12 protein-coding genes, 1 tRNA gene and 1 other RNA gene are annotated in these 11,125 nt (G+C 68.2%); 7 read left to right on the top strand and 7 right to left on the bottom strand.

The features are described from left to right. Positions 1 to 84: 84 nt before the first annotated feature. From OHB23_RS03545 to OHB23_RS03530, 4 genes are all read right to left on the bottom strand, one after another. The gene (locus OHB23_RS03545; RefSeq protein WP_027506618.1) at positions 85 to 828 is read right to left on the bottom strand and encodes a queuosine precursor transporter; all 744 of its coding nucleotides are present in this window, start codon (positions 826 to 828) and stop codon (positions 85 to 87) included. Between the two features lie 78 nt (positions 829 to 906). Continuing rightward, entirely contained in the window at positions 907 to 1,623 is a 717-nt protein-coding gene (locus OHB23_RS03540; protein ID WP_328810892.1) for an RDD family protein, read from the bottom strand. Between the two features lie 104 nt (positions 1,624 to 1,727). Continuing rightward, the gene (gene gluQRS, locus OHB23_RS03535; RefSeq protein ID WP_328810891.1) at positions 1,728 to 2,618 is read right to left on the bottom strand and encodes a tRNA glutamyl-Q(34) synthetase GluQRS; all 891 of its coding nucleotides are present in this window, start codon (positions 2,616 to 2,618) and stop codon (positions 1,728 to 1,730) included. Beyond that, the gene (locus OHB23_RS03530; RefSeq protein WP_231476434.1) at positions 2,615 to 3,568 is read right to left on the bottom strand and encodes a LysR family transcriptional regulator; all 954 of its coding nucleotides are present in this window, start codon (positions 3,566 to 3,568) and stop codon (positions 2,615 to 2,617) included. The genes gluQRS and OHB23_RS03530 overlap by 4 nt, the downstream gene beginning before the upstream one ends. Before the next feature lie 128 nt (positions 3,569 to 3,696). On the opposite strand from OHB23_RS03530, the gene OHB23_RS03525 reads away from it, so the two are divergent. Then, entirely contained in the window at positions 3,697 to 5,082 is a 1,386-nt protein-coding gene (locus OHB23_RS03525) for an MFS transporter (RefSeq protein WP_328810890.1), read from the top strand. A 60-nt stretch (positions 5,083 to 5,142) separates the two neighbouring features. Here OHB23_RS03525 and OHB23_RS03520 read toward each other — a convergent pair whose 3' ends face one another. Both OHB23_RS03520 and OHB23_RS03515 read right to left on the bottom strand, forming a co-directional pair. Continuing rightward, entirely contained in the window at positions 5,143 to 6,045 is a 903-nt protein-coding gene (locus OHB23_RS03520; RefSeq protein WP_027506623.1) for an alpha/beta fold hydrolase, read from the bottom strand. Between the two features lie 140 nt (positions 6,046 to 6,185). Beyond that, the gene (locus OHB23_RS03515) at positions 6,186 to 6,725 is read right to left on the bottom strand and encodes a hypothetical protein (protein WP_285189706.1); all 540 of its coding nucleotides are present in this window, start codon (positions 6,723 to 6,725) and stop codon (positions 6,186 to 6,188) included. A 33-nt stretch (positions 6,726 to 6,758) separates the two neighbouring features. Between OHB23_RS03515 and OHB23_RS03510 the strand changes: the two genes are divergently transcribed. Next, positions 6,759 to 7,667, top strand: coding sequence for a hypothetical protein (locus OHB23_RS03510; RefSeq protein WP_328810889.1), 909 nt, complete (start codon positions 6,759 to 6,761; stop codon positions 7,665 to 7,667). Between the two features lie 50 nt (positions 7,668 to 7,717). After that, positions 7,718 to 7,852 carry a hypothetical protein gene (locus tag OHB23_RS03505; protein ID WP_268788599.1) on the top strand — a complete coding sequence of 45 codons (135 nt, stop codon included), beginning with the start codon at positions 7,718 to 7,720 and terminating at the stop codon, positions 7,850 to 7,852. A gap of 43 nt (positions 7,853 to 7,895) precedes the next feature. Here the strand turns inward: OHB23_RS03505 and OHB23_RS03500 are convergent. After that, a tRNA-Ser gene (locus tag OHB23_RS03500) sits at positions 7,896 to 7,980 on the bottom strand. A gap of 82 nt (positions 7,981 to 8,062) precedes the next feature. Between OHB23_RS03500 and ffs the strand changes: the two genes are divergently transcribed. From ffs to OHB23_RS03480, 4 genes are all read left to right on the top strand, one after another. After that, positions 8,063 to 8,157: signal recognition particle sRNA small type (ffs, locus tag OHB23_RS03495), an RNA gene on the top strand. Between the two features lie 41 nt (positions 8,158 to 8,198). Further along, positions 8,199 to 9,485, top strand: coding sequence for an aminotransferase class I/II-fold pyridoxal phosphate-dependent enzyme (locus OHB23_RS03490; RefSeq protein ID WP_328810888.1), 1,287 nt, complete (start codon positions 8,199 to 8,201; stop codon positions 9,483 to 9,485). Positions 9,486 to 9,618: 133 nt separating this feature from the next. Beyond that, positions 9,619 to 10,524: a hypothetical protein gene (locus OHB23_RS03485; protein WP_328810887.1), complete on the top strand. Its 906-nt coding sequence runs from the start codon at positions 9,619 to 9,621 to the stop codon at positions 10,522 to 10,524. Positions 10,525 to 10,536: 12 nt separating this feature from the next. After that, positions 10,537 to 11,121, top strand: coding sequence for an HhH-GPD-type base excision DNA repair protein (locus tag OHB23_RS03480; RefSeq protein WP_027506627.1), 585 nt, complete (start codon positions 10,537 to 10,539; stop codon positions 11,119 to 11,121). Positions 11,122 to 11,125 lie beyond the last annotated feature (4 nt).

Below are 11,125 nucleotides of genomic sequence, written 5' to 3'. Positions count from 1 at the left end.
CAACTCCCCGCGAGTACGCCCATAGTGTCGTGAAGTCGTGCTCGACAACGACAGTATCGACGTACTCGCGGGGGCGGGCGGGGGTCAGTCCGGGGAGTAGGTCGGCTCGCGCTTCTTGATGTACGCGATGACGGCGTAGGTGATCGGGAGCACGAGCACCTCGACGAGGGTCTTCCACAGGAAGCCGACGATGACGTAGTTCACGAAGTCGGCGCCCGTCGTGATGCCGATGACGCCGGCCGCGATGCTGCAGAAGATCAGGGTGTCGAAGAACTCGCCGACCACCGTCGACCCGATGAGGCGGGCCCACAGGTGCTTCTCCTTGGTGCGTTCCTTGATCTTCACCAGCACGATGGAGTTCAACAGCTGTCCGACGGTGTAACCGGCGAGACCGGCGAGGACCAGGCGCGGCACGACGCCGACGACGGTCTCGAGTGCGGCCTGGTTCTCGTAGAACGACGCGGCGGGGAGTTCGATGGCGATCCAGAAGCAGACCGATGTGAGCAGGAGAGAGCCGAAGCCCAGGTAGATGGCGCGGCGCGTCGCCTTGAGCCCGTACACCTCGCTGAGGACATCGCCGAGGATGTACGCGAGGGGGAAGAGGAAGAACGCGCCGTCGGTGTTGATGGGGAGAATCTGGAAGGGCCCGAGCGAGACGTCGGACGCGGCGAAGAAGGCGACACCCTTGCTGGCGGCCACGTTCGAGATCAGCAGTGTCGCGACGAAGAGCGCGACGATGGCGGGGTAGAAGCCACGGCTGATGTGGGCGAACGAGGCCTGTCCAGACGGAGTGTCGCCGTCGGTGGCGGTGGAGTTGGTTGCAGTCACCGGTCGATCCAAGCACCGAGACGACGACGGGCGCGAATCCCCGAAGGGATCCGCGCCCGATGTCGGTGTGTGCGGAGGCTACTTCTTGACCACCTGGGTGCCACCGGCGAACTGATCGTGCTTGCCCTGCTTGGTGGGGCTCGAGTTGACCGTGACGGCGATGACGATCACGGCGATGAACGCGAGCAGGCTACCGAGGAACGGGATGATGTTGAGCAGCGTGAACGCGTTGCGGATCGCGGACTGCTGCAGCGTCGGCCGCGGCGTGCCGGCGGGACCGTGTACCTGGAGTCCGAGGATCTTCTTGCCGAGTGTCGCGCCCTGGCTGACCTCGAGGCCGACGAAGTACGCGAACGTCAGGACGCCGGAGAAGAGTCCGGTGACGAGGATGTTGTCGGTCGCACCGAAGATCGCGGCGAGGATCAGCGCGACGATGCCGACGATGATCCCGTCGATGATGCGCGCGCCCAGTCGGACACCGAGCCCACCGGGCTGGCCACCGCCGGGCACTCCACCGAAGTTCGAGCCACCGTAGTTGGTGGTGTTGTCGAACTGCGGGGGCGTCGGGTAGCCACCCTGCTGGGGGTAGCCGCCCTGCTGAGGGTAGCCACCCTGCTGCGGCGGGACGTTGCCCTGCGGCGGCGGGTAGTTGCCCTGCGAGGGCGGGGGGTAACTGCCCTGCGAGGGCGGCGGGTAGGACCCCTGCGACGGGGGCGGGTAGGAACCCTGCTGCGGCGGCGGGTAGCTGCCGGGGTTCTGCGGATCCTTGCTCGGGTCGAAACCGCCTGTGGTCATGATGTCCTTCTCGTACGGGTTGACGTGTCGGAGTCTTCTCGCGGCCACCTTACGTCCGATACGCCCCGACCGGTGTGCGATGTTCCGTTGCAACGGGGTCTCGATCAGTGACCGAGCACGAACCACGGCTCCCTCGGGAGCAGGTCCAGGGACCAGTGCGACGCCAGGTCGGACAGCGATTCGTGCGTGCGCTCGGACGGAACCCCGATCGACGACGCGATCTCGGCGCGGACGTCGGACACGGTCTGCCCGGCGGCGAGTCGGTCGCGCAGGGTGACGGCACCGTCCCGCTTGGCGAGGCGCGTGCCCGTCGGTCCGAGAGCGAGCGGGACGTGCACGTACTCCGGGATCTGCACGCCGAGCAGACCGGCGAGGTAGGCCTGACGCGGCGCCGACGCGAGCAGGTCGTCCGCGCGAACCACCTGGTCGACGCTCTGGAACCCGTCGTCGACGACGACGGCGAGGTTGTAGGCGGGAACGCCGTCCGTGCGCTGGAGGACGAGGTCGTCGACCACGCCCGTGAACTCGCCGACGAGGGCGTCGGTCACGGTGAACGACCGCGTGTCCGAACGCAACCGCAGTGCGGCGCGTCGGCCCTCGGCGCGGCGGGACGCGCGTTGCGCCTCCGTGAGGTTCCGGCAGGTTCCGGGGTACGCACCCTCGGGAGCGTGCGGTGCGGACGCGGCCTGCTGGATCTCGCGGCGGGTGCAGAAACACTCGTAGACACGGCCGTCGGCGGCGAGGGAGGCGATTGCCGCGGCATAGGACTCTCGGCGATCCGATTGCCGCAGCACCGGCCCGTCGACGGTGATGCCGACGGCGGCGAGATCGTCGAGCTGACGGTGCTCGGCGCCCGGTCGCACGCGATCGAGGTCCTCGACGCGCAGGACGAATCCGCGTCCGGTTCCGCGGGCGAGGAGCCACGCGAGCACAGCCGTGCGGAGGTTCCCGATGTGGAGGTCGCCGGAGGGGCTCGGCGCGAAGCGGCCGTTCACTCGCCGCGACCCATGAGCTCGTCCCGTCGGGACGCGACCTCCGTCCGCAGCGCGTCGACCACCACCCCGACCTCGGGGCGGCGCAGCGTCTCGCCGCGCACGACCAACCAGTAGGCCAGGGTGACCGACACCTCCGAGCGCAGGATGCGCACGAGATCGCGGTGCCGGTCGGCCATGAAGCACGGCAGCAGGCCGATACCGGCGCCCGCCCGCGTGGCCTCGACGTGCACGAAGACGTTGGTCGAGCTCACCGAACTCCGCATCACCGGGACGTCCGACGACGGGGGAGCGTCGCCGACGGCGACCGAGCGCGCGAGATCCAGGTCGTCGACGTGGAGCATCGACTCGACGAAGTAGACGAGGGGATGGCCGGCGAGGTCGCGTCGGGTGGTGATGGTGTCGTGGTCCTCGAGGTACTCCGGAGTGGCGTACAGACCGAGGCAGTACTCGCCGAGGTGCACGGCCTCGGCGCGGTGCACCTGAGGCGTGCCGACGACGATCTCGATGTCCATTCCCGACCGTTGTTGCGAGGCGCGTCGCGTCGCGGCGACCAGTTCCACGGACACCTCGGGGTGCCGTTCCTGCACACTGACGGCGGCCGGCGCCGCGATGTAGGCGCTGAATCCGTCGGTCGCGGAGATGCGGACGACACCGCGCAGCGACGCACCGCCCGGGTCCACCAGGCCGCGCACCACGCTGTCGACCGTCTCGGCCGCGGCGAGTGCGTGTCGGCCCAGGTCGGTGAGTTCCCAGCCGCCCGAGGTGCGGACGAGTACCCGACCACCGAGTGATTTCTCCAGTGAGGCGATGCGGCGCGACACCGTCGTGTGATTGACACCGAGGCTGTCCGCGGCGGCGGTGAAGCGGCCGCTGCGCCCGACGGCGAGGAGGACGAGAAGATCGTCCGCGCTGGGCGGCGTGTGCGCCGAGGAGCGTCCGGACGAGGTCATGTGTGCATCTTTGCAGTTCGGTCGTGCGCGCGCGGCCATTGTGCGGCGCGGTGATCTGCGTCGATACTCGACTCAGCGTGTGCCGTGGATCACTGTCCCGGCACCGGAGACTCAGCAAGGAGAATGTCATGTCGGTTGTCGACAGGGTGGATCGCGACGAGGAACCGTCGGGTCTGCGGAAGGTGGTCGCCGCATCCATGGCGGGCACCGTGGTCGAGTGGTACGAGTTCTTCCTCTACGGCACGGCGGCAACGCTCGTGTTCAGCAAGATCATGTTCGCGGAGGGAACCAGCGAACTCGACGCCATCCTGGCGGCCTTCGTCACGTACGCGGTCGGCTTCGTCGCACGACCGCTCGGTGGCATCGTCTTCGGTCACTTCGGTGACAAGTACGGACGTAAGAAGCTCCTGCAGTTCTCCCTGGTGCTCGTCGGTGCCGCCACCTTCCTCATGGGCTGCCTGCCGACGTTCAACCAGATCGGGTACTGGGCGCCGGCACTGCTGGTGACGCTGCGCTTCGTCCAGGGCTTCGCGGTGGGCGGTGAGTGGGGCGGCGCAGTGCTTCTCGTCGCCGAGCACAGCCCCAACAAGAGCCGCGGCTTCTGGGCCAGTTGGCCGCAGGCCGGTGTCCCCGGCGGCAACCTGCTCGCGACGGTCGTCCTGTTGGTGCTCACCACCGTGCTCTCGGAGGACGCGTTCCTCAGCTGGGGCTGGCGTGTCGCGTTCTGGCTGTCCGCCGTCATCGTCTTCGTCGGCTACTACGTCCGCACCAAGGTCACCGACGCACCCATCTTCGTCGAGGCGCAGAAGCAGGCCGAGGTCATCAAGGCCGCGTCGTACGGCGTCTTCGAGGTCGTGAAGCGTTACCCGCGTGGCGTGTTCACCGCGATGGGCCTGCGCTTCGGCGAGAACGTCATGTACTACCTGGTGGTCACCTTCTCCATCACCTACCTCAAGGTCGAGGTGGGAACCGACACCAGCACCATCCTGTGGTGGATGCTCATCGCGCACGCCGTGCACTTCGCGGTGATCCCGTTGGTCGGTCGCCTGGCGGACACCGTCGGACGCCGTCCGGTGTACCTCGTCGGTGCGGTCACCGCCGGCACGTGGGGCTTCTTCGCCTTCCCCATGATGAACAGCGGCCACAACGTCGTCATCATGCTGGCGATCATCATCGGACTGGTGTTCCACGCCTTCATGTACGCCACCCAGCCGGCGATCATGTCCGAGATGTTCCCCACGCGTATGCGGTATTCCGGTGTGTCCCTGGGCTATCAGGTGACGTCGATCGTCGCCGGGTCGCTCGCGCCGATCATCGCGGTGAAGCTGCTGGACGTCTACGGCTCGTCCGTGCCGATCGCCTGGTACCTCGCAGCCTCCGCGCTCATCACGCTGATCGCCGTCGTGGTGGCTCGTGAGACCAAGGGCATCGCGCTCGAGAGCATCGACATCGCCGACGCGAAGAACCTGGCCACCGAGGCCGAGCTCGCGAAGGCCGGTATCCCGACGAAGTAGGCACGCACACAGAATCGCGCCCTCTCCCGCATCACGGGAGAGGGCGCGTTCGTGTGTGTGTCAGGCCTCGGCGACGAGGTGCGGACGCGAGGCACCGGCCTCGCAGTCACGCATGAACTCGGTGAAGATGCGGTCGAAGCGGTCGGGATTGTCGAGATGCGGGAAATGCCCTGCCCTCTCGAAGATCTCGACGCGGCCGTGCGGCAACTCGGCCCGAGCGTTCTCGGTGTGCGAGTTGGGGATGATGCTGTCGCGCGCACCCCAGACCAGCATCGCCTGGATGTTGGGGAAGTTGGCGAAGTGCGGTGTCGCACTGATGGTCTGACCACGGAAGCTGATGACGGAGCGGGCGGTCGCGAGGAATGCGCGGCGGGTGCCGGCGTCCTGGACCGACCCGAAGCTGCGCCACGCCTCGGAGGAACTGGCGCTCATCAGGGGGAGTCCCAGCTTGTCGAGCCGATCGATCGCGAGATCGGTGAGGCCTCGCACGGTGCGGTTCGCCATGAGCGGGAGAACGAATTCGCTGCCCGGCAGGGTGGCCGCACGCAGGAGGGGGCTCACCTCGGGGCCGAGTCCGCCGCTGGCGATGAGCACCATGCGCTCGACCAACTCGGGGAACAGGTACAGCGTCTGCATCGCGATGCCACCGCCGAGCGAGTGGCCCACGAACGTCGCCGACGTGATGTCCAGGCTGTGCAGCAGGTCGCGCACCGTCGCGGCGTGGGAACTGATGGAGTAGTCCCCGGCGGGCTTGTCCGATTCACCGTGGCCGAACAGGTCCGGCACGATGACGCGGTACCGCTGCGACAGGGTGTCGATCTGCGGTTCCCAGTTGTGATGGGAGCCCAGCAGTCCGTGGATCAGGATGACCGCGGGGCCGTGTCCGATGTCCAGGTACTTCAGTTCGTTGCCGTGCAGACTGAGTGTCTGCATGTCCGGCTGTGCGGTATCGAGTGCCGCCATGGGAGATCCCTCCGTTGTACTACCGCTCCAGTGTGCACGCTGGTGGGCGGCGGGGAGCCGTTCCGCGAGCATGTGATCCCAGACATTCACTGCCCGGCGGCGGTGTCGGTCACAAGAGGTTTCGGTGGCGAACGACGCGATCAGTGCGTCAGATACACCTTCACCGCCACGACGATCGCGGCCAGCGCTGCGGTGGCGATACCGGCCAGGACCAGGCGAAACGACAGTCCGCGGCCGCGCAGACGCTCGGCGACCACCGGGATCGACGCGATACGCAACGTCACCAGACCACCCGCGAGCCCCTGCGCGAGTGCGCCGGGCAGGATCTCGAGCCACGCCAGCGCCAGCAGCAACGACGGCGCGACGCCCGAGGAGGCGATCGGCAGCGAGTCCCGCAACTCCTCGCGCCAGTCGACGGTGTCGTCGTCGACGGTGCCGGCCGCGACGGCGTCCGCGAAGATGTGGGCGAGGAAGGTGGTGAGCGTGGTGCCGATCACCAACAGCGCCGCCGTACCGTTCGCGATGGACGACGGACTGGCGGCGACCACCACGGTCATCACCAGGACGTTTCCGTAGACGTAGGCCGAGAGACGTCGGGTGGCGCGGTGCGGGGGCAGCACGCCGGCCTTGCGCGTCGTCACTCGGCGGTAGAGGGATCCGACGGGTCCGGGTGTGCTCATCCCGGGAATGCTGCCAGGTGGAGAGGAGTCGCGATGGCCCTGGTCGTGCGCGGTGTCGGGTGGCCACGCGGGGAGCCGCTGCTCGGAGTCACCGACACGGACACCGGCGAGGTGACGTCCCGGCCGGTGCTGTCCTCCGCACTGCGATACCGCGCGCTCGATGCGCCGGGTGTGCTCTGGTGCATCGGTCGCCGCGCCGAGGACGGCCGTCCCGTGGCCTGCCCGAACGGTGCGCGCGCCACCTCCGGGGTGCACTGCGACGCCTGTGTCGCGGCGGATCCGTACCGGTTCGTCCACATCGTCCACCGGCAGGACTTCCTGTCGAAGGGGCTCGAGAGCGTCGTGATGCAACCGCACTGGCTCTACGTCGCGACCTTCGCCGACGGGACGGACAAGGTGGGAACGGCGGCGGATCCTCGGAAATGGGGACGGCTCACCGAGCAGGGCGCCGTGGTCGGACGCTACGTCGCACGGGCGGTCGACGGACGCGTGGTGCGGCACCTCGAGGACGCGATGACCGACACTGCCGGTCTGCGCCAGGCCGTGCGCGCGGCAGTCAAGGCGGCGGGGTTGACCCGCCCGATCGACCTCGCCCGCCTCGATAGATCGAACGCCGACGCGGCGACACTGGCGCGCGAGGTGCTCGCCGACCTCGGTCCCGACTTCTCCGACGACGACTTCCGTGTCGTCGACGAGCAGTGGGAGCCGCCCGCGGGCCGAGAGGCGGCCTTCACGGGTCGGCGCACGGCCTATCCGCTGGACACTGCCGTCGGTGCGCACGGCCTGACCGTGCAGTGGTGCATCGGTTCCGCCGTCGGCGCGACGGTGGCGGAGGATCCGGATGCCGTCTACGTCGCCGACCTGGCCCGACTGCGGGGCCGCCGCATCGAGTGGGGCGAGTTCGACACCGCGCTGCCCGCCATGCAGGAAGCACTGTTCTGAGTTTGTCCCCGGCCGCCGCGTGGCATTCGTGAGCCATGCCGACCTATCGAGTGAGAGACACCAGCGACGACTCCATCCTGGCCACGGCCGAGCACGAGGACGTGTCGACAGCCGAGGCGTGGGCGGCAGTGGTCGTGGAAGGGCTCGACCCGGCTCCCGTGACCTGGGTGCTGGACAGAGAGTGAGAACGAAGAAGACCCCCGTGCAGTGCACGGGGGTCTTTCTCTGCGGAGGATAGGGGATTTGAACCCCTGAGGGCGTTAACCCAACCCGCGTTCCAGGCGAGCGCCATAGGCCACTAGGCGAATCCTCCGTCGGCTACCTTACCGGCGACACCCCCGTTGAGACGAATCGGGTCGGTTCGGTGGTGCGCGGGGGATGTGGCTAGACTCGTCCACGGATCCCGCGCGGCGCGCATCCTGTGAACTCCCCCAGGGCCGGAAGGCAGCAAGGGTCAACGGGCTCTGCCGGGTGCGCGGGGTCCCCTTAACTTCCCGCCACGCGCAGTCGCCTCGAAAGGCCCTCCTCGCCATGACCGGCCAAGCTCAACTCGGACTGATGAACCCCGACGAGCTGGCCGCGGAGCACGAGAAGCGCACCGCCGAGTACGAGGCACTGGTCGCACGCGGACTCTCGCTGGACCTCACCCGCGGCAAGCCGTCCCCCGAGCAGCTCGATCTCGCGGCCGGCCTGCTCACCCTGCCCGGTGAGGACTACCGGGACGGCAAGGGCACCGACTGCCGCAACTACGGCGGACTGCAGGGTCTGCCCGAGCTGCGCGCCATCTTCGGTGAGCTACTGAACATCCCGGCCGCGAACCTGATCGCGGGAAACAACGCGAGCCTCGAAATCATGCACGACCTCGTGGTGTGGGGGCTGCTGCACGGCACCGTCGACTCGGTGCGTCCGTGGTCGGCCGAACCCGTCGTCCGCTTCCTGTGCCCGAGCCCCGGTTACGACCGGCACTTCGCCATCACCGAGAGCTACGGCATCGAGATGATCCCGGTGACGATGAACGAGGACGGCCCCGACGTCGCCGAGGTCGAGCGGCTGGTCTCGGGCGATCCGCAGATCAAGGGCATGTGGTGTGTGCCGAACTACGCCAACCCCACGGGTGCGGTGTACTCGGAGGAGGTCACCCGCGCTCTCGCGACGATGCCCACCGCGGCCGCCGACTATCGCCTGTTCTGGGACAACGCTTACGCGGTGCATCCGCTGGCAGACGATTTCCCGCCCGCGTACGACGTGCTGAGCCTGGCGGCGGAGGCCGGTCACCCGAACCGTCCGTACGTCTTCGCGTCCACGTCGAAGATCACCTACGCCGGTGCCGGCGTCAGCTTCCTCGGTTCGTCGTCGGCGAACCTCGACTGGTACCTGGGCCACTACGGCAAGAAGAGCATCGGCCCCGACAAGCTCAATCAGCTCCGCCACCTGCGCTTCTTCGGTGATGCCGACGGTGTGCGCGCACACATGGCGAAGCATCGCGAGATCCTCGCGCCGAAGTTCGCACGGGTACAGGAGATCCTCGACGATCGCCTGGGCGCGTCGAAGGTGGCGTCGTGGACCGAGCCCGACGGTGGCTACTTCGTCAGCCTGGACGTGCTCGACGGCACCGCTGCGCGCACCATCTCCCTGGCGAAGGACGCCGGCATCGCCCTCACCGGCGCCGGCTCCGCCTTCCCGTACAAGCGCGATCCCGACGACCGGAACATCCGCCTCGCCCCCAGCTTCCCGTCCACCGACGAGTTGTCCGCGGCGATGGACGGCGTGGCCACCTGCGTGCTGCTGGCCGCGACGGAGAAGCTGCTCGGGTCGTAGTTCGGTCGGGTTCTCACACCGATTCCGGCAGGTTTCACCGGCTGCAACCCCTGTGAGTTGCGGAAACCGGTGACGGTTCGACGCCTGTGGATGGCCATGAGCAGCATTCCTGGATCTCGGCCACGATCGTCACATGAGCGACGAGGGCGAAGCCGCAGAACTGATCCGGCGCGCGGATCTTCTCGGCCGAGGTGTGTCCGACACCGAGATCCGCAGTGCACGCAGGTCCGGGTCCATAGTGGCCGTGCGGCGGGGGTGTTTCGTCGACAAGCGGCGTTTCACCGACTCCGCGCCGGAGGCTCGACACCTTCTCGCAGCCCGGGCAGCCCTGGCCGCAGGCGGACCGGGTCTCACGCTCAGCCACGAGTCGGCCGCGCTGGCGTGGGGCATGTCGTTGTGGCAGGGGCCGCCACCGCTGGTGCACCTGACGGTCGACAGGCCGACCGGCGGACGTGTCGACGCGGTACGGCACCTTCACACGCATCCACTCGCCGATGTGGACGTGGTGATGCGTGACGGTGCGAGAGTGACCTCCGCGGCGCGGACCGTGGCGGATCTTGCGTGTGCCTCGAGCTTCGAAGCCGCTGTGTGCGTTGGTGATTCGGCGCTGGCATGCACTCCGACATCGATCGACGACATCACCGAGGCGATCCGCGGGTGTGGCCGTCGGCGCGGCGTCGCGGGCGCTCGACGTGCCGCCGCATTCTTGGACGGTCGTAGCGAGAGCGTCGGCGAATCGCGCAGTCGGGTGTACCTCGATCGGCATGGGCTCCCCGCGCCCGAGCTGCAGATCGAGATCGTGATCGACGGGCGCACGTATCGGCCGGACTTCCTGTGGGAGGACCAGCGCGTGCTCGGCGAGTTCGACGGACTGGCGAAGTACACACGCAACGGCGAGTCCGCGAACGCAGTCGTGATCCGCGAGAAGCTTCGGGAGGACGCTCTGCGTGCCGCCGGGTGGATCGTCGTGCGGTGGACGTGGGCGGACCTCGTCGACGGTCGGCTGGCGCAGCGCATTCGTGCTGCGCTGTCCGCGTGAAAGAATGACGCCATGGCCACGACGCTGCACTTGGTGGGGGATCCCGACGCCGACGCCCTGCTCGCCTCCGACCCGCTCGCGCTGCTGATCGGGATGTTGCTCGATCAGCAGGTACCGATGGAGTCGGCGTTCGCCGGTCCGAAGAAGCTGGTGGATCGCATCGGGTCGCTCGACGTCCGCGCGATCGCCGAGATGCCGGAGGACGACTTCCTCGCGATCTGCTCCACCCCACCCGCGGTGCACCGGTTCCCCGGGTCGATGGGCAAGCGGATCCAGTCGATGTGCTCGTACATCGTCGACGAGTGGGACGGCCGCGCCGACGCCATCTGGACGGACGGCGACCCGGACGGCAGAGAAGTGCTGAAGCGACTGAAGGCGCTGCCCGGGTACGGCGATCAGAAGGCGCGCATCTTCCTGGCTCTGCTGGGCAAGCAGATGGGTGTGGAGCCGGCCGGGTGGCGCGACGCCGCCGGATCGTACGGCGACGACGGCTCCCGACGATCCATCGCCGACGTGGTCGACGCGACCAGTCTGGGCGAGGTGCGCGAGTTCAAGAAGGCGGCCAAGCGGGCAGCCAAGGAGAGCGCAGGATCGTAGGTTC

Source organism: Rhodococcus sp. NBC_00294 (assembly GCF_036163995.1).
Taxonomy (GTDB): Bacteria; Actinomycetota; Actinomycetes; order Mycobacteriales; family Mycobacteriaceae; genus Rhodococcoides.
This window is presented reverse-complemented; position numbering and strand designations above follow the sequence as displayed.

Coding starts and splice junctions, on each gene's coding strand:
- OHB23_RS03540 (WP_328810892.1), bottom strand. CDS start 1,623: ATGACCACAGGCGGTTTCGACCCGAGCAAGGATCCGCAGAACCCCGGC.
- OHB23_RS03530 (WP_231476434.1), bottom strand. CDS start 3,568: ATGACCTCGTCCGGACGCTCCTCGGCGCACACGCCGCCCAGCGCGGAC.
- OHB23_RS03525 (WP_328810890.1), top strand. CDS start 3,697: ATGTCGGTTGTCGACAGGGTGGATCGCGACGAGGAACCGTCGGGTCTG.
- OHB23_RS03520 (WP_027506623.1), bottom strand. CDS start 6,045: ATGGCGGCACTCGATACCGCACAGCCGGACATGCAGACACTCAGTCTG.
- OHB23_RS03515 (WP_285189706.1), bottom strand. CDS start 6,725: ATGAGCACACCCGGACCCGTCGGATCCCTCTACCGCCGAGTGACGACG.
- OHB23_RS03510 (WP_328810889.1), top strand. CDS start 6,759: ATGGCCCTGGTCGTGCGCGGTGTCGGGTGGCCACGCGGGGAGCCGCTG.
- OHB23_RS03490 (WP_328810888.1), top strand. CDS start 8,199: ATGACCGGCCAAGCTCAACTCGGACTGATGAACCCCGACGAGCTGGCC.
- OHB23_RS03485 (WP_328810887.1), top strand. CDS start 9,619: ATGAGCGACGAGGGCGAAGCCGCAGAACTGATCCGGCGCGCGGATCTT.
- OHB23_RS03480 (WP_027506627.1), top strand. CDS start 10,537: ATGGCCACGACGCTGCACTTGGTGGGGGATCCCGACGCCGACGCCCTG.